22 protein-coding genes are annotated in these 26757 nt (G+C 74.7%); 10 read left to right on the plus strand and 12 right to left on the minus strand.

The window, feature by feature from the left end:
• Window positions 1-65: 65 nt before the first annotated feature.
• On the minus strand, window positions 66-956 hold the full coding sequence (locus tag ACFVDM_RS20925) for a LysR family transcriptional regulator (RefSeq protein ID WP_383642434.1): 891 nt from the start codon (window positions 954-956) through the stop codon (window positions 66-68).
• 111 nt (window positions 957-1067) lie between these two features.
• Here ACFVDM_RS20925 and ACFVDM_RS20930 point away from each other — a divergent pair, with 111 nt between their 5' ends.
• A complete protein-coding gene (locus ACFVDM_RS20930; protein ID WP_383641849.1) occupies window positions 1068-2489 on the plus strand; it encodes an FAD-dependent oxidoreductase in 1422 nt (473 codons plus the stop codon).
• Window positions 2490-2523: 34 nt separating this feature from the next.
• Here ACFVDM_RS20930 and ACFVDM_RS20935 read toward each other — a convergent pair whose 3' ends face one another.
• Entirely contained in the window at window positions 2524-3090 is a 567-nt protein-coding gene (locus tag ACFVDM_RS20935; protein WP_383641852.1) for an FHA domain-containing protein, read from the minus strand.
• Between the two features lie 197 nt (window positions 3091-3287).
• On the opposite strand from ACFVDM_RS20935, the gene ACFVDM_RS20940 reads away from it, so the two are divergent.
• The gene (locus ACFVDM_RS20940) at window positions 3288-4244 is read left to right on the plus strand and encodes a GNAT family N-acetyltransferase (RefSeq protein ID WP_383641855.1); all 957 of its coding nucleotides are present in this window, start codon (window positions 3288-3290) and stop codon (window positions 4242-4244) included.
• Window positions 4245-4251: 7 nt separating this feature from the next.
• Here the strand turns inward: ACFVDM_RS20940 and ACFVDM_RS20945 are convergent, their stop codons facing one another.
• Window positions 4252-5607, minus strand: a complete 1356-nt coding sequence (locus ACFVDM_RS20945; protein WP_383641859.1) for a GH1 family beta-glucosidase — start codon at window positions 5605-5607, stop codon at window positions 4252-4254.
• A gap of 153 nt (window positions 5608-5760) precedes the next feature.
• Between ACFVDM_RS20945 and treZ the strand changes: the two genes are divergently transcribed.
• Complete coding sequence (treZ, locus tag ACFVDM_RS20950) at window positions 5761-7503, plus strand: malto-oligosyltrehalose trehalohydrolase (RefSeq protein ID WP_383641862.1); 1743 nt, start codon at window positions 5761-5763, stop codon at window positions 7501-7503.
• 24 nt (window positions 7504-7527) lie between these two features.
• Here treZ and ACFVDM_RS20955 read toward each other — a convergent pair whose 3' ends face one another.
• Window positions 7528-8658 (minus strand): M24 family metallopeptidase, encoded by a 1131-nt coding sequence (locus tag ACFVDM_RS20955; protein WP_383641865.1) that lies wholly within the window; start codon window positions 8656-8658, stop codon window positions 7528-7530.
• A 92-nt stretch (window positions 8659-8750) separates the two neighbouring features.
• Window positions 8751-9413, minus strand: coding sequence for a nucleoside/nucleotide kinase family protein (locus tag ACFVDM_RS20960; protein ID WP_383641868.1), 663 nt, complete (start codon window positions 9411-9413; stop codon window positions 8751-8753).
• A gap of 83 nt (window positions 9414-9496) precedes the next feature.
• Between ACFVDM_RS20960 and ACFVDM_RS20965 the strand changes: the two genes are divergently transcribed.
• Window positions 9497-10051 (plus strand): hypothetical protein, encoded by a 555-nt coding sequence (locus tag ACFVDM_RS20965; RefSeq protein ID WP_383641871.1) that lies wholly within the window; start codon window positions 9497-9499, stop codon window positions 10049-10051.
• 44 nt (window positions 10052-10095) lie between these two features.
• On the opposite strand, the gene ACFVDM_RS20970 is transcribed toward ACFVDM_RS20965, so the two are convergent.
• A complete protein-coding gene (locus ACFVDM_RS20970; RefSeq protein ID WP_383641874.1) occupies window positions 10096-10755 on the minus strand; it encodes a LuxR C-terminal-related transcriptional regulator in 660 nt (219 codons plus the stop codon).
• Complete coding sequence (locus tag ACFVDM_RS20975) at window positions 10743-11972, minus strand: sensor histidine kinase (protein WP_383641876.1); 1230 nt, start codon at window positions 11970-11972, stop codon at window positions 10743-10745. Before ACFVDM_RS20975 ends, ACFVDM_RS20970 begins: the two co-directional genes overlap by 13 nt.
• Window positions 11973-12143: 171 nt before the next feature.
• On the opposite strand from ACFVDM_RS20975, the gene ACFVDM_RS20980 reads away from it, so the two are divergent.
• On the plus strand, window positions 12144-12854 hold the full coding sequence (locus ACFVDM_RS20980; RefSeq protein WP_383641879.1) for an ABC transporter ATP-binding protein: 711 nt from the start codon (window positions 12144-12146) through the stop codon (window positions 12852-12854).
• Complete coding sequence (locus ACFVDM_RS20985) at window positions 12851-15472, plus strand: FtsX-like permease family protein (RefSeq protein ID WP_383641880.1); 2622 nt, start codon at window positions 12851-12853, stop codon at window positions 15470-15472. The genes ACFVDM_RS20980 and ACFVDM_RS20985 overlap by 4 nt, the downstream gene beginning before the upstream one ends.
• A gap of 38 nt (window positions 15473-15510) precedes the next feature.
• Here the strand turns inward: ACFVDM_RS20985 and ACFVDM_RS20990 are convergent, their stop codons facing one another.
• The 4 genes from ACFVDM_RS20990 to ACFVDM_RS21005 form a co-directional block, all read right to left on the minus strand.
• Window positions 15511-16452 (minus strand): LysR family transcriptional regulator, encoded by a 942-nt coding sequence (locus tag ACFVDM_RS20990; RefSeq protein ID WP_383641883.1) that lies wholly within the window; start codon window positions 16450-16452, stop codon window positions 15511-15513.
• Between the two features lie 57 nt (window positions 16453-16509).
• Window positions 16510-17703: a glycine C-acetyltransferase gene (locus ACFVDM_RS20995; protein WP_383641886.1), complete on the minus strand. Its 1194-nt coding sequence runs from the start codon at window positions 17701-17703 to the stop codon at window positions 16510-16512.
• A gap of 41 nt (window positions 17704-17744) precedes the next feature.
• The gene (gene tdh, locus ACFVDM_RS21000) at window positions 17745-18773 is read right to left on the minus strand and encodes an L-threonine 3-dehydrogenase (protein ID WP_383641890.1); all 1029 of its coding nucleotides are present in this window, start codon (window positions 18771-18773) and stop codon (window positions 17745-17747) included.
• A 279-nt stretch (window positions 18774-19052) separates the two neighbouring features.
• Window positions 19053-19889: an alpha/beta fold hydrolase gene (locus tag ACFVDM_RS21005; protein ID WP_383641893.1), complete on the minus strand. Its 837-nt coding sequence runs from the start codon at window positions 19887-19889 to the stop codon at window positions 19053-19055.
• Window positions 19890-20076: 187 nt separating this feature from the next.
• Here ACFVDM_RS21005 and ACFVDM_RS21010 point away from each other — a divergent pair, with 187 nt between their 5' ends.
• Window positions 20077-22065, plus strand: a complete 1989-nt coding sequence (locus ACFVDM_RS21010) for an RICIN domain-containing protein (RefSeq protein WP_383641896.1) — start codon at window positions 20077-20079, stop codon at window positions 22063-22065.
• Between the two features lie 91 nt (window positions 22066-22156).
• On the opposite strand, the gene ACFVDM_RS21015 is transcribed toward ACFVDM_RS21010, so the two are convergent.
• A complete protein-coding gene (locus tag ACFVDM_RS21015) occupies window positions 22157-22603 on the minus strand; it encodes a MarR family winged helix-turn-helix transcriptional regulator (protein ID WP_383641899.1) in 447 nt (148 codons plus the stop codon).
• A 241-nt stretch (window positions 22604-22844) separates the two neighbouring features.
• On the opposite strand from ACFVDM_RS21015, the gene ACFVDM_RS21020 reads away from it, so the two are divergent.
• From ACFVDM_RS21020 to ACFVDM_RS21030, 3 genes are all read left to right on the plus strand, one after another.
• Window positions 22845-23465, plus strand: coding sequence for an L-threonylcarbamoyladenylate synthase (locus ACFVDM_RS21020; RefSeq protein ID WP_383641902.1), 621 nt, complete (start codon window positions 22845-22847; stop codon window positions 23463-23465).
• Window positions 23466-23662: 197 nt separating this feature from the next.
• Complete coding sequence (locus ACFVDM_RS21025; protein WP_383641905.1) at window positions 23663-26086, plus strand: GTPase-associated protein 1-related protein; 2424 nt, start codon at window positions 23663-23665, stop codon at window positions 26084-26086.
• A 121-nt stretch (window positions 26087-26207) separates the two neighbouring features.
• Window positions 26208-26666 carry a hypothetical protein gene (locus ACFVDM_RS21030; protein ID WP_383641908.1) on the plus strand — a complete coding sequence of 153 codons (459 nt, stop codon included), beginning with the start codon at window positions 26208-26210 and terminating at the stop codon, window positions 26664-26666.
• Window positions 26667-26757: the final 91 nt, after the last annotated feature.

Raw genomic sequence — 26757 nt, forward strand, 5'->3', positions numbered from 1 at the left:
GGCCGGTCCCGTCGCAGTCGGCGTACGGCCGTCCGGGTGACGGGCCGGGGGCAGGTCAGGTCAGGTCAGGGAAGTGTCGCGGGCGGGGGCTCCGGCGGGCGGGTGGAGCGCAGGAGCTCGGTGAAGGCGGCGGCCGCACCGGTCAGCTCGACGCGGGAGAACACCGCGAGCGGCCGTGACCAGGGCGGGTCGACGGCGAGGACCGCGCAGTCCTCGCCGACCGCGCCGCGCACCATGTGGGCGGGGGCCGTCGCGACGCCGACACCGGCCGCCGCCATGCGGACGGCGGTCGAGGTGTGCTCGGTGCGCACGGCGGTGCGGGGTTCGAATCCGGCGCGGGCGCACGCCAGGTCGAGGAAGGGGCGGCCCTGCACGACCGGTTCCATGGCGCAGCGCACCCAGGGCCGGCCGGCCAGTTCGGCGAGGCGGACCGAGGCCCGGCCGGCGAGCGGGTCGTCGAAGGGGACGACCAGGACGATGTCCTCGGCCCCGATCGGGACGACCGGTCCGGGCCATCCGGGCGGCGGCGGGCCGACGGCGAGGTCGGCGGTACCGCGCTCGACGTGCTCCTCCAGCGCGTCGGTCGCGGCGTACTCGTGCAGGACCAGGGCGGCACCGGGGTGGGCCGCGCGCCAGCGTGCGAAGACGTCGGGGAGGATGCCGACGGCGAGGGCGTGGACGGTGGCGATGTGCAGTTCGCCGCCCTCGGCCCCGGCCGCCGCGCGGGCCGCCCGCCCGGCCTGGGCGGCGCTGCGTACGGCGCGTTCCGCGTGCGGGAGGAAGGCGCGGCCCATCGGGGTCGGCCGCACGCCCCGGGGCAGCCGTTCCAGCAGGGCGCCGCCCACCTCCCGTTCCAGCGCCTTGATCTGGTGGGAGAGGGCGGGCTGGGTGACGTGGAGGAGTGCGGCGGCGCGGGTGAAGGAGGCCTCCTCGACGACCGCGACGAAGTACTCCATCTGACGCAGGCTCACCGTCCGCTCCCCCGCTCCCCGTCATGAACGATGTGCATGGCCACCACACAAACATTGCCTTGGACTCATGGCAAGGGCCGGGCGGAGGCTGGGGACATGACAGGGACGAAGCGGGTGCGCGCGACCGATGTGGTGGTCGTCGGCGGGGGTACGGGCGGCTACTCGACGGCGCTGAGGGCGGCGGCGCTGGGGCTGGAGGTGGTACTGGCCGAGCGGGACGAGGTGGGCGGCACCTGTCTGCACCGGGGCTGCGTTCCCAGCAAGGCGATGCTGCACGCGGCCGAGCTGGTGGACGGCATCGCGGAGGCCCGTGAGCGGTGGGGCGTGAAGGCGGTGCTGGACTCCGTGGACTGGCCGGCGCTGACCGCCACCCGGGACGACATCGTGGCCCGCAACCACCGGGGCGTCCTCGGTCATCTGGCGCACGCGGGGGTCGAAGTGGTCCGTGGGAGCGCCGCGTTGACGGGACCGCGCGGGGTCCGGATCGAGGGGTACGGGGAGGTCGTCGCCCGGCGCGGGATCGTGCTCGCCACCGGGTCTCGGCCGAGGACGCTGCCGGGGCTGCCGGCCGACGGGCGGCGCGTGGTGACCAGTGACGACGCCCTGTTCGCACCCGGTCTGCCGGATTCGGTCCTGGTGCTGGGCGGTGGGGCGATCGGCGTCGAGTACGCCTCGCTGCACCGGTCGATGGGGGCGCGCGTGACCCTGGTGGAGGCGGCGGAGCGGCTGGTGCCGCTGGAGGACGCCGAGGTGTCGCGCCATCTGACGCGCGGGCTGAAGCGGCGCGGGATCGATGTGCGGGTGGGTTCGCGGCTGCTGGACACGACGCTGCTGGAGGACGGGGTGCGCGCCACGGTCCGTACCCCGCGCGGCGAGAGCCGGACGGTGGAGGCGCGGCGGCTGCTGGTCGCGGTGGGCCGGGTCCCGGTGACGGACGGTCTGGGGCTGGCGGCCGCGGGGCTGGCCGCGGACGGGCGCGGATACGTGGCACCGGCCGACTGGGCGCGGCTGGAGACGCCGGTGCCGGGCATCCATGTGGTGGGCGATCTGCTGCCGCCGCCCTCGCTCGGGCTGGCCCACGCCTCGTTCGCCGAGGGGATGGTGGTGGCCGAGACGCTGGCGGGGCTGCGTCCGGCGCCGGTGGACTACGCGGCGGTGCCCCGGGTCACGTACTCCTCGCCGCAGACGGCGGCCGTCGGCCTGTCCGAGGCGGCGGCCCGGGACGCGGGGCACGAGGTCGTGGTCAACACGATGCCGCTGACGGCGGTGGCCAAGGGGCTGGTGCACGGGCAGGGCGGCATGGTGAAGGTGGTCGCGGAGCGGGGCGGGCGGGTCCTCGGGGTGCATCTGGTCGGGCCGCACGTCTCGGAGATGGTCGCCGAGAGCCAGTTGATCGTCGGCTGGGACGCCGAGCCGTCGGACGTGGCCCGCCACGTCCACCCCCATCCGACGCTCTCCGAGGCGGTCGGCGAGGCCTTCCTGACCCTGGCGGGCCGGGGCCTGCACCAGCAGGCGTGAACGGGCGCGGGGCCGTGGGTACGCGCGGCGGCGGTCAGACCGGCGGGCGCGGGGCGGGTGCGGCGAGGCGGAAGGCCATCCGCCCGAAGCTCACCTGGTCGCCGTCGCGCACCGGCACGGTCCCGGTGACGCGCTGCCCGTTGACGCAGGTGCCGTTGGTCGAGCCGAGGTCGCGCAGGGTCCACCGGCCGCCGTGCGCGACGAGTTCGGCGTGCATCCGGGAGACCGTCTCGTGGGTGAGGCGCAGTCCGTTGCCGGGGTCGCGGCCGATCAACAGCGGATGCGGGCTCGGGGCCGGCAGCAGCAGCTTCGGCAGCCGTTCCGCCCGCCACGCCCGGCGCACCCGCTCGGGGAAGCCGGAGATCCCGCCCACGACCCGGACCAACTGCCGCGACCAGCGGCCCTCGCCCTCCAGATCGGCGGTGAGCGCGTCCAGTTCCTCGACGCGGCTCGCGTGCAGCGCCAGTTCCATGCGGCGCATGAAGGTGTCGTGGGAGAGCCTGCCCTGGGCCGCGCCCTCCCTGAGCACACCGAGGACACGGTCGCGCTGGGCGTCGGACAGCCGCACGGGATACGTGTGGGACTCGAAGGAGGACGTCACAGCACCGATTGTCGGGCCGAGGCCCCCGGGGTGTCCAGAACAACCCTGTTATCCGCCCGCCCGGACCTCCCCGGCGGCTCTGACCTGGGCGGTAGGCAACGGATATCCAGCGGCGGCGGTCGGCGGACGTTGCTAGGGTCGGCCGCCGTGCCGCGCGGCGACCTGCCGTGACGCGCCTTTCCGTCCCTGGGGGATACGTGCCCGACGCACCACTCGATCTGACCGTCCGTCCGCTCACCGGGCCCGAGGAGCTCGGCCTGTTCCGCTCGCTGTCCTATGTCCTCGACCACGAACTCGCGGACGATCTCTCGACGGGCCGCCGCCGTCCGGAGTGGATGTGGGTGGCGCTGCGCGGTGACCGGGTGGTGGCGAGGATCGCCTGGTGGAGCAGGGACGGTGCAGCGCCGCTGGTGCTCGACTTCTTCGATCTGGACGACACGCTGCCGGAGCCGGAGCGGGGCGAGGCCGGGCTGCGGCTGGTGGAGACGGCGACCGCCGCCGTCGTGCCGGCCGGCGCCCCGCGACCGGAGTACGGGCGCTTCGTGCCGCCGGACTGGCGGGAGGACCCGGCGGCCCGTGACGTCGTGGAGGCCCGGATCCGGGTCATGGAGCGCACCGGGGCCAGGATGCTGGTGGAGCGGCTGCGGCTGGAGTGGCGGGCGGGCACGCCGGTGCCGGCCGACTCCGGCCGGCTGCGGTTCCGCGAGGTGACCGGCCGGGAGGACCTGCTCGCCCTGATGACCCCGGTCATGGAGGGCACCCTGGACGCCCACGGGCAGCAGGACCTGGCCTCGGGCCTGACGCCCCGCGAGGCGGCGGAGAAGCACTACGACGAGGAGCTGGCCGGCTACACCACCCCGCGCACGTGGTGGCGGATCGCGGAACTCCCGGACGGCTCCCCGGTCGGCTTCGTGATCCCGGCCCGCAACAGCTACAACCCGATCATCGCGTACATCGGCGTGCTGCCGGAACGACGCGGTCACGGCTACATCGACGACCTGCTGGCCGAGGGCACCCGGGTGCTCGCCGCCCAGGACGGGGTGGAGCGGGTCCGGGCGGCCACCGACCTCGGCAACGTCCCCATGGCGAGGTCCTTCGCCCGGCTGGGCTACGTCAACTTCGAGCGGGCCTTCGACATGGTCTGGGACGACTGACGGAGGCTCATGACCTCGCCGAGCGCTGCGCCTTGATGACGTCGCGGTACCAGGCGTAGGAGTCCTTCGGGGTGCGGCGCAGCGTCTCGTAGTCGATGTGGACCAGGCCGAAGCGCTTGCTGACGCCCTCGGTCCACTCGATGTTGTCGGTGAGCGACCAGGTGAAGTAGCCGCGTACGTCGACGCCCGCGTCGATGGCCTCGCGCAGCGCCCCGAGGTGGCCGTCGAGGAAGGCGATGCGGCGGGTGTCGTTGGCGGGTTCGTCGACGGCGCAGCCGTTCTCCGTGATGTAGAGCGGCGGGAGCCGGTCGCCGTAGCGGTCCTTCAGCTGGACGAGGGTCTCGCGCAGTCCGTCGGGGACGACGGGCCAGCCGAAGTCCGTCTTCTCGTAGCCCTCGATCTCCCGGATGCCGAAGGGCAGTTCGGCGGGCATGCCGAATCCGGCGAAGGTGTCGAGGGCGTCCGGCCGGGGGGCGCCGACCAGCGTCGGGTTGTAGTAGTTGACGCCGTACCAGTCGAGCCGGGCGGAGATGGTGCGCAGGTCGTCCTGGACGGGTCCCGGCATCAGCGCGGCGACGTTCTCGTCCGGGTAGCGCCCGGTGAGGAGCGGGTCGGCGAACAGCCGGTTGGTGAGGGTGTCGTACAGCTCGGCGGCGAAGCGGTCCTCGTCGGTGTCGCCGGCCGTCCAGACCGGCGAGTGCGAGACCGCTATGCCGATGTTGTCGGCACCCGCCGCGCGCAGGGCGCGGACCGCCAGTCCGTGGGCGAGGAGCTGGTGGTGGGCGGCGGGGAGCGCGTCGAAGAGGAGGGTGCGGCCGGGGGCGTGCTCGCCGAGCGCGTAGCCGAGCAGGGTCACCTCGGCGGGCTCGTTGAGGGTGATCCACATGGGGACGCGGTCGGCGAGCCGTTCGGCGACGATGCCGGCGTACTCGGCGAAGCGGTAGGCGGTGTCCCGGTCCAGCCAGCCGCCGGCCTCGTCCAGCGGGAGCGGGGTGTCCCAGTGGTAGAGGGTGGGGGCCGGGGTGATGCCGTGGGCGCAGAGTTCGTCGACGAGGCGGTCGTAGAAGTCGAGGCCCTGGGGGTTGACCGGCCCGCTGCCGCCGGGCACCACGCGCGGCCAGCTCACCGAGAAGCGGAAGGCGTCGGCACCGAGCCCGGCGAGCAGGGCGACGTCCTCGCGGTAGTGCCGGTGGAAGCCGGTGCCGCGGGTGGTGTCGGTGCCGTCCTTGATGCGTCCGGGCTGGGCGGCGAAGGCGTCCCAGCCGGAGGGGCCCTTGCCGTCGGCGTCGACGGCGCCCTCCGTCTGGAAGGCGGAGGCGGAGGCTCCCCAGAGGAAGCCGGGCGGGAACGGCGGGACAGTCATCGCGGCCTCCACAGCCGTACGAGGTGAGTAGGGCAACCTGACCGGGCAGTGATCAGAACCAGACCCTAACGGCCGGTAACGTCCCCGATCCAGCGTCCTGGAGAAGTGAGCGGGGCTTCGGCGGGCCGGCACACGGAGACGAGGGAGCGCCGCATGTTGTTCGAGGTTTGGGCCCCGGAGGCGGAGTCGGCCGTTCTGCGGCTGGCCGGTGAGGCGCGGACGATGCGGCCCGATCCGGAGCGCGCGGGCTGGTGGACCGCGGAGGCGGAGGCCGCCGACGGCGACCGGTACGGCCTCCGGCTCGACGGCGGCCCGGTGCGCCCCGATCCGCGTTCGCGCCGCCAGCCGGACGGCCCGGACGGAGAGAGCGCGGTCGTGGACCACGAGGCGTTCGACTGGCGGTCCGACTGGGCGGGGCGGGGGCTGCCGGGCGCCGTGCTGTACGAGCTGCACATCGGTACGTACACCCGGGAGGGCACCTTCGACGCGGCGGCGGCCCGGCTGGGGCATCTGGCCGAACTGGGCGTCACGCATGTCTCGCTGATGCCGGTCTGCCCGTTCCCCGGGGTCCACGGCTGGGGGTACGAGGGGGTGTCGCTGTGGGCCGTGCACGAACCGTACGGCGGCCCCGAGGGGCTGAAGCGCTTTGTCGACACGGCGCACGGGCTGGGGCTCGCCGTGGTGCTGGACGTGGTCCACAACCACCTCGGGCCGTCGGGGAACCATCTGCCCGCGTTCGGCCCGTACTTCACCGAGACGCACCACACCCCGTGGGGCGCCGCGGTCAATCTGGACGCGGCGGGCTCGGACGAGGTGCGGGCGTTCCTGCGGGGCAGCGCGCTGGCCTGGCTGCGCGACTACCGGCTGGACGGGCTGCGGCTGGACGCCGTGCACGCGCTGGCCGACACCCGGGCGCTGACGTTCCTGGAGGAGCTGTCCGCCGCCACGGACGCGCTCGCGGCGGAGCTGGGCCGGCCGCTCGCCCTGATCGCCGAGTCCGATCTCTGCGATCCGAGGACGACGGCGCCGCGCGCGGAGGGCGGTCTCGGTCTGCACGCGCAGTGGAACGACGACTTCCACCACGGTCTGCACACCGCGCTGACGGGCGAGTCGCAGGGCTACTACGCGGACTTCGCGCGGGCGCCGCTGGCCGGGCTCGCCAAGACGGTGACGCACGCCTTCTTCCACGACGGCACGTACTCCGGCTTCCGGGGCCGCCGGCACGGCCGCCCGGTCGACGTGACCCGTGTCCCCGCCCACCGCTTCGTCGGCTACGCCCAGACCCATGACCAGATCGGCAACCGGGCCCTCGGCGACCGGTTGTCCGCGACCCTCTCCCCCGGGCTGCTGGCCTGCGCCGCCGCGCTGGTGCTGACCGGCCCCTTCACCCCGATGCTGTTCATGGGCGAGGAGTGGGGCGCCCGGACGCCCTGGCAGTTCTTCACCGACCACACCGATCCGGAGCTGGCCGAGGCCGTGCGCACCGGCCGGCGGCGGGAGTTCGCGGCGCACGGCTGGACGGCGGAGGAGATCCCCGATCCGCAGGACCCCGCCACCCGCGACCGCTCCTGTCTCGACTGGGAGGAGCCGGGGCGCGAACCGCACGCCCGGCTGCACGCCTGGTACCGCGAGCTGATCGCGCTGCGCCGGGCCCTGCCGGACCTCGGCGATCCGGACCTGGGCGCGGTGCGCACGGCGTACGACGACGACGCCCACTGGCTGGTGCTGCGCCGGGGCGAGCTGCGGATCGCGGTGAACCTCGGTGAGAAGCCCGCAACCATTCCGCTGGGCGGCGGGGGCCGGGTGGTGGCCGCCTGGCTGCCGGTCGACCCGCCCGGGGCGGACGGGACGCTGCGGCTGCCGGCGGAGTCCTGCGTGGTGCTGTCCGACCTCTGACGCCGTACGGGGAGGGGGCGGGCGCTACTCGACGATCGCCAGTTCGCGGGCGGTCGCGTTGAGGCGGCGCCCGCCGTCCTCGGTGACGGTGACGATGTCCTCGATGCGGACGCCGAAGCGGCCGGGCAGATAGATGCCGGGCTCCACGGAGAAGCACATGCCGGGCACCAGCGGCTGCTCCTCGCCCTCGATCATGTACGGCGGTTCATGGGTGGTGACGCCGATGCCGTGGCCGGTGCGGTGGATGAAGCGCTCCCCGTAGCCGAACTCGGTGATGACGGCACGGGCCGCGCGGTCGATCTCCTGGCAGGCGACCCCGGGCCGCACCGCCGCGCAGCCGGCCTCCTGGGCCTCGCGCACGATGTCGTGGACCCGCTGCTCCTCGGGGGTGGGTTCGCCGACGTGGACGGTGCGGGAGGTGTCGGAGCCGTAGCCGTGCTTGAGGCCGCCGAAGTCGAGGACGACCATGTCGCCGCGTTCGATGGTGCGCTCCCCCGCCTCGTGGTGCGGGTTTGCGCCGTTGGGCCCGGAGCCGACGACGGTGAAGTCGACCTGGGAGTGCCCGTGCTCGGTGAGCAGCCGGGCGAGGTCGGCGGCGACCTCGGTCTCCTTGCGGCCGGCGAAGCGGACCGTGAGGATCTCCTCGTACGCGGCGTCGGCGGCGTCGCCGGCCGCGGCGATCCGCTCCAGTTCGTGGGCGTCCTTCACGGCGCGCAGCATGGGCAGCGCGTCGGTGAGCGAGGCGTAGGTGGTGCCGGGCAACTGCCGCTGGAGGCCCAGCAGATGCATCGCCCAGGCGTTGTCGCTGATCCCGAAGCGGCCCCGGGCGTCGAGCAGCGGGGCGGTCACGGCGTAGGGGTCCTTGCCGTCGGTCCAGTCGCGGAGGGTCAGCGCGGGGGCGCCGGCGGCGTGCTCCGCGTCCGGGGCCTCCAGGGTGGGCACGACGAGCACCGGGTCCTGCCCGGCGGCGAGGACGAGCACGGTGAGGCGTTCGGTGATCGCGGTGGGCCGGTATCCGGTCAGATAGACGAGGTCCGGGCCGGGGGCGACGAGGACGCCGGCCAGTCCGGCGGCCGCGGCGCTCTCGGCGGCCCGCTCCATCCGGGCCCGGTAGTCGTCTGCGGTGAACGGCGCGGGCGCTTCGGATCGGGGCATGCGGAACCTCCTGGCGGCACGGAACGGCTCTCCGTATCCTGCCCGTCCGCGCTCCGCTCCGCGAGCCGGACGGCGGGCGGGCGTGCGTAGCCTCACGGGCCGGGCGGGGCCTTCCGGACACGGCCCCGGCGTACGACGAGGTCGGCGCGGGCGCGTCCCGGGGCGACCAGCCGGGCGTTCGCCTCGTCGGAGCGGGCCACCCACCGCTCGGCGGCCGGCCGGGACCGGCCGCACCGCACGTGCCGCTCGACCAGTCCGCGCACCCGGCTCTCGTCGTCGGCCTCCAGGAACCAGGCCTCGTCGAGCAGGTCCCGCACCGGCGCCCAGGGCCCCTCCCCGTACAGCAGGTAGTTCCCCTCGGTGACGACCAGCGGGACCTCCGGGGGTACGGGGACGGATCCGGCGACCGGCTCCTCCAGGGCGCGGTCGAAGGCGGGGGCGTAGACGACGGTGCCCGGTTCGGGGGCGCGGAGCCGGCGGAGCAGCGCGGTGTAGCCGGCCGCGTCGAAGGTGTCGGGGGCGCCCTTGCGGTCGGCGCGGCCGAGGCGGTCCAGTTCGGCCCCGGCGAGGTGGAAGCCGTCCATCGGGACGAGCACCGCGAGCGGTCCGAGCGCTTCGGTGACGCGGGCCGCGAGCGTCGACTTCCCGGCGCCGGGCGCCCCGGCGATGCCGAGCACCCTCCGCTCGCCGGCACGGGCGAGCCGGCGGGCGCGTTCGACGAGCCGGTCCTGGGCGGCGGGTTCGGTGAGGTCCATGCCGGACAGTGTCGCGCGCGGGGCGGGTGCGCCGGGTGCGTACGCCCTTCACAAGACCGCCCCCGGTTGTCATGCTCCGCCCCATGAATGCGAACGGAACGCACGGGGTGTACGAAGCGAGGTACGGCTGGAACCCCAGGACGCTGGGGGTGGTCGCGGTGGCCGTCGTCTTCACGGTGCTGCTGATCGTGCTCGACGTGTCGGCGCTGATGCGGTGGGCGGGGATCGTCCTGTTCGGCGGGGGCGGGCTGCTGATGGCGTACGGCGCGCTGAGCCGCAAGGCCGCGTTCCGGGTGGACGCGGACGGGGTGCTGCTGGGCGGGTCGCCGGTCCGCCACCGGGCGACGACGGCGCGCGTGCCGTGGGAGGACGTCGCGGCGGTGGTGCTCTGGCGGCAGAACGTCCCGGGGAGTGGCATGGAGTGGGTCGGGGTCGCCTGCCGGCCGGGGGCCGCGCCGCCGCCCGGACCGGGGCAGGGCACACTCGCGCGCGCCACGCTGCGCGCCCTCGTCCCGCATGTGCCCGAGGACGTGGTGCTGGCCTCGCGGCCGGTGAACGGCTGGCGGCTGGACCGGGACGCGCTGACGGCGGCGGTGGGCGCCTTCGCGCCGGGCATTCCGGTGGTGCGCGCGGAGTAGGGCCTGTCGGACGGGCCCACGTCCGTCCGGTGGCGCCCCGGGCGTCAGTGGGACGTCCGGCCCTCCAGATAGGCGAGGACGGCGAGGACCCGGCGGTGGACGGAGCCGTCGTCGGCCTCCAGGCCGAGCTTGGCGAAGATGGAGCCGATGTGCTTGCTGACCGCCCGTTCGGTGACGACGAGTTCGGCGGCGATGGTGCCGTTGGCCTTGCCCTGGGCCATCAGTTCCAGGACCTCGCGCTCGCGCGGGGTGAGGCTCATGAGGGGCTGCGCGGACGCCTTGCGGCTGAGGAGCTGGCCGACCACCTCGGGGTCGAGCGCGGTGCCGCCCGCCACCACCCGGTCCAGGGCCTCCAGGAACTCGTCGACCCGGCCCACCCGGTCCTTGAGGAGGTAGCCGATGCCCTGTGCGCCCCGGGCGAGGAGTTCGGCCGCGTAGGTCTCCTCGACGTACTGGGAGAGGACCAGGATCGGCAGTCCGGGCAGCTGTTCACGGGCGGCGACGGCGGCGCGCAGCCCCTCGTCGCGGAAGGTCGGGGGCAGGCGCACGTCGAGGACGGCGGCGTCCGGGCGGTGCTCCAGGAGCGCCGGCAGGACCTCGGGGCCGGCCACCGCGTCGGCCACGACCTCGTGGCCCGAGCTGGTGAGGAGCAGGATCAGCCCCTCCCGCAGCAGGGCGTTGTCCTCGGCGATCACGATCCGCACGGCAGTTCCACCTCGATGTCCGTCGGCCCCCCGAGGGGGCTGCTGATGCGGGTGGTGCCGTCCAGGGCGGCGATGCGCCGTCTGATCCCGACCAGTCCGCTGCCGCCGCGTTCCTCCGCGCCGCCGCGTCCATCGTCGCCGATGGCGACGGACAGCGTGTCGGGGGCCCGGTGGATGCGTACGGTCGCGGCCGTGGCGCCGCTGTGCTTGCCGATGTTGGTGAGCGCCTCGGCCACGACGAAGTAGGCGGCGGCCTCGACGGCGGCCGGCAGGCGGTTCGTCTCGTCGATCCCGTCGAGGTCCACGGCGACCGGGACCGCGCAGTCGGCCGCCAGCGCCCGTACCGCGCCCGCGAGTCCCCGGTCGGTGAGGACCGGCGGATGGATGCCGCGCACCACGTGCCGCAGCTCCGCGAGTGCGGCGTCGACCCCGTCCTGGGCCTCGTCCAGGCGCTGCCGGGCGGCGGCCGGATCACGGTCCAGGAGCTGTTTGGCCAGACCGATGCGCATCGAGAGGGCGACGATCCGGGCCTGAGCGCCGTCGTGCAGGTCCCGTTCGATGCGGCGGAGTTCGGCGCCGTGCGCCTCGACCGCTCCGGCCCGGCTCTCCGTCAGTTCCGCGACGCGTTCGGCGAGCGCGGCGGACTGCGGCGGGGTGAGCAGGGCCCGGGTCCAGTCGGCCGCGAGCCGGGCGAGGACGGGGTGCCAGCGCAGCACGAGACCGAGCCGCTCGGGCGGCTCGGTGCCGTACTCGTCGGCGGCCCGGCGGTCCACCAGCCGCATCACCGGCAGCACGGCCCCGTCGACCAGCAGCCCCACCGGCCACAGCACCATCGTGGCGTAGCCCAGGAGATTGCCCGCGAGCGCCTGGAACGGCAGCCACAGCGCCTCGCGGCGCACGACGGGATCGGTGAGCACCCGCCGCACCCGCTCGCCGAGTTCGCCGCCGTCGTACGGGACGGGGGCGATCGGGCGGCACGGCACGCCCAGGTACGCCGCGGCCCTGCGCCGTTCGAACTCCGCGCAGCGGTGCAGCACCTTCGCCGCCTCCGGCAGCGCGGGCAGCCCGATGAGCACGGCGGCGAAGAGCAGCACCGCCACCACCAGGAACGTGCCCACGTAGGCGCAGAGCGCGACCGGGATGCCGATGAGCAGATAGCGCGAGGCCCGCCAGGATCTGCGGATCGCGGTCGTCAGCGGGGCGGGGGCGGTGCTCATGTCGCACCACGGTACGGGGGCGGGCCCGTCCCCGGAGGAGGGACGGCCCCCGGGCCGGGGGTGTAGCCCGCTGCACCCCCGCCCGGGAGCGCGCACCCTCGCCCGCGCCGGGCCCCGACTTCTACCGTTTACGCAGGTCAGAAGGTACGGGGACGGAACGAGGGGTGCACGGTGGAGACAACCACGACGGTACGCGCGGCGGCGCTGGAGCTGGCGGCGGTGACGCGGCGGCACGGGCGGCCGGGCAGCGGCCGGGAGACGGTCGCGCTGGACGCGGTGAGCTGCGCGGTGCCGGTGGGCAGTTTCACCGCCGTGGTCGGGCCCTCGGGCTCCGGCAAGAGCACGCTGCTCCAGTGCGCGGCGGGCCTGGACCGGCCGACCTCGGGGACGGTACGGATCGCGGGCACCGATCTCGGCTCGCTCTCCGAGGCCGCGCTCACCCGGCTGCGGCGGGACCGGATCGGATTCGTCTTCCAGTCCCACGCGCTCAATCTGGTGCCCTCGCTGTCCATCGTGGAGAACGTGGTGCTGCCGCTGGTCCTGGCCGGGGCCGACCCCCGGGGCTCGCGGGTGCGGGACCGGGGGCGGCTGCTGCTGGACCGGGTGGGCCTGTCCGGCCGGGCGGACGACGCCCCGGGCACCCTCTCCGGCGGCCAGCAGCAGCGGGTCGCGGTGGCCCGTGCGCTGGTGACCGAGCCCGATGTCGTCTTCGCCGACGAGCCGACCGCGTCCCTGGACCCGGAGGCGGCGGCGCTGGTGCTCGGTCTGCTGCGGGACGCGGTGCGGCTGGACGGCCGTACGGTCGTGATGGTCACCCATGACCCGGTGGCGGCGAGCTGGGCGGACACCGTGCTGACGATGGACGGGGGCCGACTGCGATGAGCCGCACCACGACACGGACGGACCCGCACCACGACGTGCGCCGCCCCGGTCCTCCGGTGCGGCGCGGAGCCGTGCGGCACGGGGTGCGGCGGGCCTCGGCCTTCCTGGCCCGCCGTTCCCTTACGCACCACCGGAGGGCCTGGGCGGCGGTGTTCGCCTCGGCGGTCGCCGCCTCGGCGCTGCTCGGCGCGTTCGCCCTGGTGATCGGGGCGCTGCTGCTGGCGCGGCCCCCGGTGGAGCGCTACACCGGCGCGGACGCGGTCGTGGTGGCCGACCAGCGCGTCACGTACACCGCGAAGCCCTGGGGCAGCGAGCCGGAGACCGTGCGCGCGGATCTGCCGGAGCGGGTGCGGCTGGACCGTTCCGTCCTGGCCCGGGTGGCCGCCGCCGACGGCGTGGCACGGGCGGTGGCGGACGACACGGTGCCGGTGACGGCGGGGCGGGGCGTGGCGGCGGAGGGCCGCTCCTGGGAGTCCGCGGTGCTCACCCCGTACACGCTGACCGGGGGACGGGCACCGCGGACCGGCTCCGAGGTCGTCGTGGACCGCTCCCTCGCGGGGTCCGGCGGACCGGGACGGCAGATCCTGCTCCGGACGGACGGGACGCCCCGGCGGTACACCGTCACCGGGATCGCGTCCGGTGCGCACGGCGGCGGACCGGCCGTGTTCTTCACCGCGTCCCGGCTGACCGCGCTCGCCGGGCACCCCCGCACGGTGGACGCCATCGGCGTCGTCGCCGCGGACGGGGTCTCCGGCGCGCACCTGCGCGATTCGCTGGAGCGGGCCGTGGCGGGGCGCAAGGGCGGCGAACGCGGGCCGCGGGTGCTGACGGGGGCGGAGCGCGGGGCGGCCGAGCACCTGGGGGTGGCCGGCGCACGCGACGAGCTGATCCAGATGCTGGCGGCGATCTCCGGGACGGTCGTCATGGTCGCCCTGCTCGTGATCGCCACGACACTGGCACAGGCCGTCCACCAGCGCTCCGGCGAACTGGCGCTGCTGCGGGCGGTCGGGGCGACACCCCGGCAGCTCCGGTCGGCGATCGGCCGCGAGGCGGGACGGGTGACGGCCGTCGCCGCCGTGCTGGGCGCGGTCGCCGCGGTACCGCTGGGACTGCTGATGCGGTCCCTGCTGGCCACGGACCCGCTGCCGCTGCCGGTCCCCTGGTGGCTGCCGGGCGCGGCGGGCGCGGCCGGTGCGCTGGTCGTCGCACTGGCCGCCCGGCCGGTGGCGCTGCTCGCCGCCCGCCCGATCACCCGGATGCGCCCGGCGGCGGCGCTCGGCGCGGCACGGGCCCCGGAACCGGACCGGCCGGGCCGGCTGCGGACCGGCGCCGGGGTGCTGGCCGGGTTCGCGGGGCTCAGCTCGGCGGGCGCGGCGGCCTTCCAGGGCGGGCAGACGGCGGCGATCGCCGCCTCGGGCGCGGCCACCTCGCTGATCATCGCGGTGGCGCTGCTCGGTCCGTGGATCGCCCGGATCGCGATGCGGGTCCTGGGCGCCCCGGCCCGGCGCACGGGCGGGGTCGCCGGCTTCCTCGCCGCCCGGTCCGCCGCCGCGCACCACCGCAGGCTCGGTGCGGCACTCACCCCGATCGTGCTGGTCGTCGCGTTCGTCTGCGTGCAGCTCGCGGCGGGCAGCACCCTGGAACGGGCCTCCGCCCGGCAGGCGGCGGACGCGCTGCGGGCCGACCTCGTGGTGACGGGCCCCGCCACCGGCATCCCCGGGCGCGCGGCCGACGCCGTGCGCGGGACGCCGGGTGTCGCGGCGGCGACCGGCGTCCTGCGCTCGACCGTCGTCCTCGCCCACCGGGAGGCCGGTGATCCGGTGCTGGACTCCTTCCCCGTCCTCGGCGTCACCCCGGACCGGCTCGCCGGGACGCTCGATCCCCGGGTGACCGACGGCGACCTCTCCCGCCTCACCGGCCGGAACACGATCGCCCTCGGCGAGGACCGGGCCGACAGCCTCGGGGCCGGCGTCGGCGACCGGGTGCGGCTGCGCCTCGGCGACGGCGCACAGATCCGGCCCACCGTCGTCGCCGTCTACGAACGGTCGCTGGGCCTCGGCGAGTTCCTGCTGCCCCGCCAGGCCCTCACCGGCCATGTCACCGCCCCGCACGACCAGCGGATCCTGATCCGCTCGACGGGCGGCGCGGAAACGGCGGCGGCCGTACGGCGCGCACTGGCCCCCTACGCGGGTCTGTCGGTCCGCCCCGCGGTCCCGGACGACGTCCGGATCTCCCCGTCGGCGGACGACGACGAGGCGCTGGACATCATCGGCGTCGGCGTGATCGGCGGCTTCGCCCTCCTCGCGGTGGTCAGCACCCTCGCCCTCATCACCGCCGGCCGGCGCCCCGAATTCCGGCTGCTGCGCCTGGTCGGCGCGGGCCGCGCCCAGGTCCGGCGGATGCGCCTCGTCGAAACGGCCCTGGTCACCGTGGCCGGCCTGCTCATCGGCACCGCCGTCGCCGCCGTCCCCCTCCTCGCGTTCGCCCTGCCCGTGACGGGCGGACTGCCCTATCTGCCGCCCGAGCGGTACGCCCTCCTGGCCCTCACCGTCGCGGCGGCCGCGACGGTGGGCACGCTGCTGCCGGGGCGGGGCGGGGCGACGAAGGGACGGAGGTAGCGGGCCGGGTGCGGGGGCCGAGCCGGGGCCCCGGTATGTCAGTCGGCCCCGCCCCGCTCCGGCCCCCCTCCCAGCAGGTCGTCGGCCGCCGCCCCCACCAGGGCGTCCAGGACCGGGGCGATGAGCGGATGGGCCTCCGTGCCGCGGCGGACGGCGGCGAAGACGCGGCGGGTCGGGGCGGTGCCGCGGACCGGGCGGACCACGGCGCCGGGCGGGGTGGTGCCGCTGAGGGCGGAGCGGGGGACGAGGGCCACGCCCGCTCCGGCGCCGGCGAGGGCGACCACCGCGTGGAAGTCGTCCGAGGAGTGTTCGAGGTTGGGTGCGAAACCGGCGTACTCGCAGGCCAGAACGACCACGTCGTGGCAGGGGTTGCCGGGGTAGGGGCCGATCCAGCCGTCCTTGGCGAGGTCGGCGACGGCCACCTCGTCCCGACCGGCCAGCCGGTGCCCGACGGGGAGCACGGCGTCGAACGGTTCCGAGTACAGCGGTACGCGGGTGAGCCGGCGGTCGTCCTCGCCGGGTGCGCCCCGGTACTCGACGGCGACGGCCACATCGGCCTGCCGGCCGAGGACCATGGGGACGCTGGCATCGCCCTCGGCGTCCTGGACGCGGACCTTGATCCCGGGCGCGGTCCGGCCCAGCGCGGCGATCGCGGGGGCGAGGACCAGGCCGATGCCGGTGGCGAAGGCGGCGACGGTGACCGTGCCGGCCTCGCCCGATCCGTAGGCGGCGAGTTCGGCCTCGGCCCGCTCCAGCTGGGCCAGCACCTCGTTGGTGTGGGTGAGGAGGATCTCGCCCGCGGGGGTCAGCCGGGCACCGCGCGAACCGCGCTCGACGAGGTGGTGGCCGGTCTCCTGCTCCAGCGCGGCGAGCTGCTGGGAGACGGCGGAGGGGGTCAGGTACAGGGCGGCGGCAGCGGCGGTCACCGTGCCGTGGTCCGCCACGGCGCGCAGGACGCGCAGCCGCCGTGCATCGATCATGTGCCCTATTGTCCCAGGTCGCGGGGGCGCCCTGACCGCCCCCGCGACCGGCTGGGGTCAGCTCTCCAGAGCCGCGCGGGCGGCGACGAACGCGTCGACGGCCCGGTTGACGTCGGCCGTCGAGTGGGCCGCCGAGAGCTGGACGCGGATCCGGGCCGCGCCCTGAGGAACGACCGGGTACGAGAACCCGATCACGTACACACCGCGCTCCAGGAGCAGCTCCGCCATCCGGCCTGCCTTCGCCGCGTCCCCGATCATGACGGGGGCGATGGCGTGGTCGCCGGGCAGGATGTCGAAGCCCTCCTCGGTCATCCGGGAACGGAAGAGCGCGGTGTTGGCGTTGAGCCGCTCGCGCAGGTCGCCGGCGGACTCCAGGAGGTCGATGACCTTCAGGGAGGCCGCGGCGATGACCGGGGCGAGCGAGTTGGAGAAGAGGTACGGGCGCGAGCGCTGGCGCAGCAGGGCGACGATCTCGGCGCGGGCGGCGACATAGCCGCCGGAGGCGCCGCCGAGGGCCTTGCCGAGGGTGCCGGTGATGATGTCGACGCGGTCCATGACGCCGTGCAGCTCGGGCGTGCCGCGCCCGCCGGGGCCGACGAAGCCGACGGCGTGCGAGTCGTCGACCATGACCATGGCGTCGTAGCGCTCGGCGAGGTCGCAGATCTCCCGCAGCGGGGCGACGTACCCGTCCATGGAGAAGACGCCGTCGGTGACGATCAGCCGGCGCCGGGCCCCGGACGCCTCCTTGAGCCGCTGCTCCAGGTCGGCCATGTCGCGGTTGGCGTAGCGGAACCGCTTGGCCTTGGAGAGGCGGATGCCGTCGATGATGGAGGCGTGGTTGAGGGCGTCGGAGATGACCGCGTCCTCGGCGCCGAGGATCGTCTCGAAGACGCCGCCGTTGGCGTCGAAGCACGAGGAGTAGAGGATCGTGTCCTCCTGGCCCAGGAAGGAGGAGAGCCGCTGCTCCAGTTCCTTGTGGACCTCCTGGGTGCCGCAGATGAAGCGGACCGAGGCCATGCCGTAGCCCCAGCGGTCCAGTGCCTCGTGCGCGGCGGCGATCACCTCGGGGTGGTCGGCGAGGCCCAGGTAGTTGTTGGCGCAGAAGTTCAGCACCTCGCCGGGGCGGCCGCCGGCGGTGACGGCCACGGTCGCGGACTGCGGGGTGCCGATGACGCGCTCGGGCTTGTGCAGCCCGGCGGCCTCGATCTCTTCGAGGGTGGTGCGCAGATCGTCGCGTACGGAGTCGAACATGCCGGATTCCTTAAGGGGGTCGGGACTGGTACGGACAGGTCTCAGGCGGTCCAGTCGAGGATGACCTTGCCGCCGCGCCCACTGGCGGCGTCGTCGAAGGCCGCCTCGAAGTCGCGGTAGCCGTACCGGCCGGTGATCACGGGGGCGAGGTCGAGACCGCCCTCCAGCAGGACGGACATGGCGTACCAGGTCTCGAACATCTCGCGGCCGTAGATGCCCTTGACGGTGATCATGGAGGTGACGATCCGGGCCCAGTCGACGGCGAACTCCTCGGAGGGCAGTCCGAGCATGGCGATCCGGCCGCCGTGCGTCATGTTCGCGATCATGTCGCGCATGGCCTCGGGGCGGCCGGACATCTCCAGGCCGATGTCGAAGCCCTCGCGCAGGCCGAGTTCGCGCTGTCCGTCGGCGATGGTGCGCCCGGAGACGTCGAGGGCGAGGCTGACGCCGACCTTGCGGGCCAGTTCCAGCCGGGCCTCGCTGACGTCGGTGATCACGACGTTGCGGGCGCCGGCGTGCTTGGCGACGGCGGCGGCCATGATGCCGATGGGGCCGGCGCCGGTGATCAGGACGTCCTCGCCGACCAGTGGGAAGGACAGGGCGGTGTGCACGGCGTTGCCGAAGGGGTCGAAGATCGCGGCGATGTCGAGGTCGACGGGGACCCGGTGCACCCAGACGTTGGACGCCGGCAGCGCGACGTACTCGGCGAAGGCCCCGTCGCGGCCGACGCCCAGCCCGACGGTGGAGCGGCACAGGTGGCGGCGGCCGGCCAGGCAGTTGCGGCACTTGCCGCAGACGAGGTGGCCCTCGCCGCTGACCAGGTCGCCCACGGCGATGTCCACGACGTCGGCGCCGATCGCGGCGACCTCGCCGACGAACTCGTGGCCGAGGACGAGCGGGGTGGTGACGGCCTGCTGGGCCCATCCGTCGTAGTTGCGGATGTGCAGGTCGGTGCCGCAGATGCCGGTGCGGAGCACCTTGATCAGCACGTCGGAGGGGCCGGTCTCCGGTTCGGGCACGTCCATCAGCCAGAGTCCCGGCTCGGCCTTCTGCTTCACGAGTGCCTTCACGGCTGCGGCTCCCTGGTGCGTGGTGCGGCGTTGATGTCCCCGGGCCGGGGGCATGCCTGAGGAATCCTGCGGCCCGGGGAAGTGAGAGGGACGGCATGGCAGCGCGCTTCGTCCGGCTGCCGCGCACCATCCTCCGCCGTCACGGAGAAATCTGCCGTACCCCGCGCCCCAGGTCCATCGAGGTTTTCTTAAGCGCCCCCGCAGCTTCGCTTCACGCCCGGCGGCCGCTGCTCCGTACGGGGGACGCGGCGGCCCCGGCCCGTCCCGGGACCGCCGCCCTCAGTCCCCGGCCAGGAACGCCCTCAGGTGCCGAGCCAGCTCCTCCGGCCGGTCCTCGGGGATGAGCGTGTAGCTGTCCGCGATCTCCACCAGTTCACCGCGGGGCAGCAGCTCCGCCAGCCCGCGCCCGTGCTCCGGTGGCATGACCCGGTCCTCCGACGCCCAGACGACGAGGGCCGGCCGGTCGAAGCCGCGCAGGGCGTCGGTCCAGCGCAGCAGCTCCGCCCGGGGCGGTACGCCGAGGACGTACCGGCGCAGATCGCGCCGGATCTCCGCGGACGTCCACAGCGGGCGGAACCAGGCGTCCATCACCGCGTCCGGCACCGGCCGCTTGCTCATCCGGCCCCAGGTCATCGGCAGCCTCCGCATCGGCCCGAACCTGAGCAGCGCGAAGGCGGCGCGCAGGCCGCCGGGCATGCGGGCGGAGGCGCGGAGGTTGGCGCCGGGCAGACCGGGCGGGAAGTTGTCGAAGGCCTCGCAGGAGGTGAGGACGAGCCGGCCGATGCGCCGGTCCCGGCCGTCGGCGACCAGGGCGAGGGCCCCGCCCCAGTCGTTCATGACCAGGGTGACGCCGTCGAGGTCCAGTGCGTCGAGGAATTCGGCGACCAGCCGGGCGACGCCCAGCACCGACAGGTCCGCGTCGGGCCGCATGGGGCGCCGGTGGCCGCCCAGCGGCAGGGTCGGCACGATGCACCGGTGGCCGTCCCGGAGATCGGCGACGACATGCCGCCACAGCGAGCCGTCCATCGCCACCCCGTGCAGCAGCACCACGACGGGACCGTCCCCACCGGTGTCCTCGTACTCGACGATTCCGGCGGAGAGCTCCAACTCGGCCATTCGGTACCCCACTTGAACGAGAGGACAGGCGTGCCGCGACGGCCCGGTGCCGCCGCGGCCACCGTACCGGGAGGCGGTGAAGAGGTCTTGACCACTGGTTCGACACCCCCCTACGGTGAGCAGGCGTCAGACGTCTGCTGTCCGTTTTCAGGCACCACAAGCCATCCACCACACGCGGGAGTCCCCCATGACCGCACGACGCACCACGCTTCTCCTCGCGGCCCTGTTACCGCCCCTGGCAGCCCTCCTGGCCGCGACGCCCGCACCCGCCGCCGCCCCGGCCGCCGCACGGTCCTTCCACGTCGACTGCGGGGCCGCGTCCGCCGGCGACGGCAGCGAGTCCGCGCCCTGGAACGCGCTGGCGGCGGTGAACGCGCACACGTTCCAGCCCGGTGATTCGATCCTGCTCCGGCGCGGTTCGACCTGCACCGGCCAGCAGCTCTTCCCCAAGGGCTCGGGCGCGGCCGGAGCGCCGGTCACCGTCGCCGCCTACGGCACGGGCGCGAAGCCCGTCCTGGCGGGCGAGGGCCTGGTCACCGACGTGGTGCGGCTCGCGGACCAGCAGTACTGGGAGATCCGCGATCTGGAGATCTCCAACCACGGGGCGGCCGAGGCGACCCGGCGCGGGGTGCACATCACGCGTACGGATTCGGGCACCGGCACGCACTACCGGCTGAGCGGCCTCGACATCCACGACGTCAACGGCAACCGGACGAAGAAGGACGACGACGCCAGCGCGGGCATCTTCTTCGAGGTCCTGGGGAACACCACGCCGACGAGGTTCGACGACGTGGTGATCGCGGACAACACGGTGCGCACGGTGGACCGTTACGGGATCCACTTCTGGACGCGGTGGATGAGCCGGCCGGAGCTGAACAACGCCAACTGCGGCACGACGTGCGGGGCGTGGACACCGCAGACCCGGGTGGTGATCCGGGGCAACACCGTCACGGACATCGGCGGCGACGCGATCGTCCCCCACCACACCGAGGGGGCACTCGTCGAGTACAACCGCGTGGACGGCTTCCGCGAGCGCGAGCCGCAGCACTGCGCGGCGGGCATCTGGGGCTGGAACACCGATGACGCGTTGTACCAGTTCAACGAGGTGAGCGGCGGCCGGAGCGAGTGCGACGGCCAGGGGTTCGACCTCGACGAGGGCAATATCCGCACGGTCTACCAGTACAACTACAGCCACGACAACGAGGGCGGCTTCATCCTCCTGTGCAACGGCTCGGGCTCGACGACCGACGGCAACGTCGTCCGCTACAACATCAGCCAGAACGACGGGGGCCAGCTCTTCGACCTCGTCTGCGCGAAGACCACGAACACCCGGATCCACAACAACACCTTCTACCTCTCCGATCCGGTGCAGATCGTCAACAACGCGAACGGGTCGACGGCGGCCAACGCCGTGTTCACCAACAACGTCTTCCACGTCGCGACGGCCGAGGCGAGCTATGTGAACGCCACGGCCCTCGGCTTCGACTCCAACGTCTTCTACGGCACGCATCCGGCCGGTGAGCCGGCCGACGCCCACAAGGTGACGGCCGACCCGAAACTGACCGCGCCCGGGACGGCGACCTCGCGCACCGACGCCGACGGCTACCGGCTCGCGGCGGGCTCCTCGGCGCTGGCGAACGGCGCGGTGGTGGCGGACGCGGGCGGGCGCGACTACTTCGGCGGCGCGGTCCCGGCGGGCTGCGTCCCGGACCGGGGCGCGCACCAGTCCTCGCCGGGATGCGTCGCGCCGTCCGGACCCCCGACGGGCGTCTCCGTCATCACGGCGGGCACCCAGGCGATCGACGTCCCGGCGCACGCGACGACGCAGGGCACCCGCCTGGTCGGCTGGCTGCGCAACGGCGGCCCCAACCAGCAGTGGAACGTGACCGCCGCCGGTGACGGCACGTACACGCTGAAGAACGTCGAGAGCGGGCTGTGCGCCGATGTCGAGGGCAACACGACACAGGCGGGCGCCGCGGTGATCCAGTGGCCGTGCGGCGGCACGGACAACCAGCGCTGGACCGCGACACCCGTGCCGGGCGGCGGTTACACGCTGACGAGCCGGCGCAGCGGGCTGCTCCTGACCGCCGCCTCGTCGGTGAACGGCGCCGCGCTGACCCAGCGGGCGGCGGCGTCCTCGGCGATCCAGACGTGGACGTTCACCACGGCGGACTGAGGCGGGACCGAGGGCGGGAGGGCGGGGCGGAGCTCCGACGACGGCCGGCCGGGGCGGGGCGCCGAGGAGGGTGCCCCGCCCCTCTCGCCGTTCAGTCGCGCGGCCAGGGCCGCCCGTCCAGGCGCTCGATGTCCCGGTTGAGCCGGGCCAGATCGTCCGCGAACCGGGCCGCCTCTTCCGGCGTCCACTCGGCCAGCACCCGCTGGAGCCCCTCGCGGTTCTCGGCGCGGTCCCTGTCCAGCCGGCGCCGGCCCTCCTCGGTGATGACGAACTTGCGGGCGATGCCCCCGTCCGGATCGGCGATGCGCTCGACGACGCCGGCGCGGACCATGGCGGCCGTCTGCCGGTTGAGGGTGGAGGTGTCCAGTCCGAAGGCGTCGCTCAACTGACCGATGGACATGGGCCCCTGGGCCCGGATCCGGCTGAGGAGGATGTACGCGCTCCGGTCCAGCCGCCCGCCGCCGCGCGAGGTCAGCAGACTCATGTGCCGGCCGAGCAGCATCGTCTCGAACTCGATCCGGTCCACAGGCATGTCCACACGCGGCTCCCTACGACTACGGACACCGCCCCCTCCTCCGGGACGGCGACCCCTCTGTACAGATATATCACAGATTGTGTGCACGATGCATGCAGTGTGTACGCTACACACTGCATGCCCGGCGTGGCCGAAAAGGTTTGAACGACGATCGCCACTCGAACCGGTTGTCCTGCCCCTCCCGGAGACGCGGCCTTCCGCCTTCGCCGCGAACCGCCCGCCGTTCCGGCCGTAGACTCGCCGGATGGCGAAGTATTTCGACGTACACCCGGACAACCCCCAGCCCCGCAGCATCACCAGCGTGGCCGAAAGCATCCGCTCCGGAGCACTCGTCGCGTATCCGACGGACTCCTGTTACGCGCTCGGCTGCCAGCTCGGCAGCCGCGACGGCCTCTCCCGCATCCGCACGATCCGCAACCTGGACGACCGTCACCACTTCACCCTGATGTGCCAGAACTTCGCGCAGCTGGGCCAGTTCGTCCACATCGACAACGACGTCTTCCGCGCCGTCAAGGCGGCCACGCCCGGCCAGTACACCTTCATCCTCCCCGCGACGAAGGAGGTGCCGCGCCAGCTCCTGCACCCGAAGAAGAAGACCGTCGGCGTCCGCATCCCCGACCACACCGTCGTCCAGGCCCTCCTGGCCGAGCTCGGCGAACCCCTGCTCTCCAGCACCCTCCTCCTGCCCGACGAGGCCGAACCCCTCACCCAGGGCTGGGAGATCAAGGAACGCCTCGACCACGAGGTCGACGTCGTCGTGGACTCCGGCGACTGCGGCACCGAACCGACCACCGTCATCGACTTCTCCGGCGGCGAGCCGGAGATCGTACGGCGCGGAGCGGGCGACACCGCGCGCTTCGAGTAACGGAGCACGCCGGCCGCGCGGAGGAACCGTGCTCCGCCGTCTCGCCGCACGGGTGTGCGGGTCCTTGATAGCGTCGCCCCAGCGACTGCGGAGCACTCCCCGCCGGGGTCGCCGCTCTCTGCCGGGACGGCGCTGCCACCGCGGGGGCGGGTGCGGGTGGCAGGGGACCTTCACGGCAGGACGAAGAGAGCCGACGCATGAGCCTCGCGCAGTTGCACTACACCTCGGCGGCGGACGGGGAGGGACCGGTCTCCGGGCGGTTCAGCGCGGTTGACGCGGAGATACCGGCGTCCGTGCTGAGCGAGGCGGAGGCGCTGCTGGCCTACGAGCCGCCCGCCGGTGCCGAATCCGGGCTGTCCGACGCCGCGTTGCGGGCGCTGCCCGAGGCGTACAGCTTCAGTGCGCTGGCCGACGGGGGGCATCTGCTGGCCCGGACCGTGGCGGTGCGGGGCGGGGCGGCGGCCGGGACGGGCTTTCACGCGCACGCGGTGCACCTTCCGCCGGGGGGCCGGCTGCCGGGCGGGACGCTGCCGATCACCGCCTGCCGGAGCGCCCGTTGGGCGGCGGCGACGCCGGAGCGCGGCGCGCCGGGACCGCTGACCGGGGCGGCCGCCGGGCGGGCCGGGGACCGGGAGGGGCTGAACGACTTCGCGGTGTCGCGGGGCCCGTGGCTCGCCGGGGTGCTGGCGGATCTGCGGCGGCTGTGCCGGGACGAGGGGGCGGGGCGGATCGTCCTGGTCGAGCCGCAGAGCGCGGACGTGGCCCGGTGGATCGCGCTGGCCTGCGTCGCCCTGCCCGCCGACGCCGCCGAGCGGCTGACCTTCACCACGTACACCCGCCACCCGCTGACCGCGCCCCAGCGGGTCGTCGGCGTGCTGCCGCAGGACGGCGACGGGCTGACCGGACCGGAGCTGTACGTGCACCGCTGCGCCGGGGCGCGTCCGGAGGGTCCGGTGACGGACGCCTGGGCGGAGACCGCCGCGCGGATCTGGCGGGGCCGCGCCCCCGGACTGTTCCGGGAGGCCGCCGCGCTGCCCGGGGAACCGTTCGCCGCCGGTCCGCTCGCGGTGACGGCCCTGTGCGCGGGCATCGCCCTGGGGCCGGGCGGGCGGGCCGCCGCCGCGGCCTGGGCCGCCGAGCGGCCGTACGCGCTGGACGACAAGCGGACGCGGCAGCTCGTGGAGGCACTGACCGCCCCGGGCGTCGACGACCGCACCGGGCCCGAATTCGACGCCGCGGGACGGCTGTTCGCCGCGCTCGACGGACGCTCCCCCGCCACGACCACGGCCCCGCTGGCCGCGATGCTGGTGACCGAGGCGGTACGCGGCGGCAACGCCTCCGTGGAGCTGCCGGGCCGCAGCGCCTTCGGCGGGCCCGAGGGCGCGGCCGTCGCCTCCGTCCTCGGCCCGGAGATCCTCACCGAACTGGGCGGCGCGGGCGTCGGCCTGGACGTGGCCAGGACCGTGCAGCTGCTGCGGGTGGCCCGGCTGCTCGACGTGGACTGCGCGGAGCTGCTGCCCTCGGTGGTGCGCCGGCTGGCCCCGGCGCTGCTGTCCCGGACCGGCGGCGAGCCGGCCTGGGCGCCGGCGCTGCTGGAGCTGATGGACGAACAGTTCGACGTCCGTACGGCGCTGCTCGGTGCCCTGGACCGGATCGCCCCGCAGGACCCGTCGGCCGTGGAACGGCTGCTGGGGCGCGTGCCGCTGCCGTTCACCGGCACCCAGTCGCTGCCGCATCTGCGGATGTGCGCGCAGGGGCCGGAGGCGAAGGCCGGCTGCGGGGACGACCGGGTCGGCGCCATGCACCGGGTGCTGCGCGCCGGCGGTCTGTCGCCGTTCGCCGAGCCGCTGGTCCTGCGCACGGCCGTGGGGCTGGTCTGGGAGGAGGGCGCGCCCACGGCGGGCGAGGCCCGGCTGCTCCTGGAGGCCGCCACATCGGACGCCCACCGCACCGCAGGCACCTGGGCCCATCTGGTCGCCGCCGCGCTCGGCGCGCCCGAGGGCGACGAGGAGGCACCGGTCCTCGCCCATGACGTGCTGCGCGCCTTCCCGCAGGAGATCGGGGACCGCGAGCGCGGGGCGCTGCTGCTCCTGGAGTTCGCCGGGGAACTGCGCGCGGACACCGCCGCGCCCGAGTGGGCGGAGCGGGTGCTCGGGCTGCGCCGGGACGCCGAACCGGTCGAGCCGCAGGTCCTCGGGCACGCCTTCGGGGCGCTCGCCGCCCGGCTCCTCGTCCCGGACCGGCCGGAGGCCGAGCTGTACGCGCTGGTGCACAGCGGCGACGCCGACCTCGTCGCCGCCTACGACCGGGCGGCCCGCACCCCCGGCGTCCGGGCCCGGCTCACCGCCGAACCGTCCTACGCCGCGGACTGCTTCACGGTCTGGACCGCCCATCCGCACGCGGGCGCCGCCTGGAGCCGGACCTCGGCCGCCCTGCTGGAGGAGGTGCTGCGCCCCGTCGTGCGCGCGCTCCCCGCCGAGCGGGTCGCCGCCGTCGAGGAGGCCGTGGCCCGGTCCGGCAGCAGCGGCCGGGCGGACGCCTTCCGCGACTGGAACCGCCGGGGCCGGCGCACCCTCGGGCAGCTCGGCCGCCGGATCGCGGGCCGGGTCCGCCGGGCCTGAGCCGGGGCCGCACGGGCCTCCCGCGCCCGCGCGTGTCGCGGAGCGCGCGCCGCCGGGTACCGTGGACGGGTACCGATCTCATGGGCTCCTGGCGGGCTGCGTGAACCCCAGGAGGAACGACGTGACGACGAACCGCGGCCGCAAGGACGTGATCCGCGACCGGATGGCGGCGACGGGTGAGTCGTACAACGTGGCCGCGCGGAACCTCAAGGCGATGAAGGACATGGGCGCCACGCGCGAGGCGGTGCTCACCCAGCGCTGGAAGCCCGCGGACTCCCCGGACGTGCCGTGCCCGTGCGGGAGCACGTGCGAGCCGGGCGAGCGGTGCGCGCGCTGTCACGCCCTGCACCGGCACGTGGCGCGCTACCCGGGCAGCACCACGGAGGTGGAGACCTGGGTCGACCGGTACGAGTGCCTGGGCTGCTCGGCCTCGTACACCCTGTTCGTCCGGCTGGCCGGGCGGCCCTGGGGCGTCGCCGAGACGGTGGTCCGGGGAGGTTCGGCGGAGGAGGTCGTGCGGGCCCGGGTCTTCCCCGGGGTGGCGCACCCGCTGCTGAAACCGGAGAGCGACGACTCCTGAGCGATACGCCGGACGGGGTCCGGACGGGTTCCCCGCGCGAGTGTGTGTCACGGCCCGTCGCTGCGTAGGCTTCTGCCTCGTGGTCCGACGG

Origin of the sequence: Streptomyces sp. NPDC057682 (assembly GCF_042799575.1) — a bacterium.
Taxonomy (GTDB): domain Bacteria; phylum Actinomycetota; class Actinomycetes; order Streptomycetales; family Streptomycetaceae; genus Streptomyces.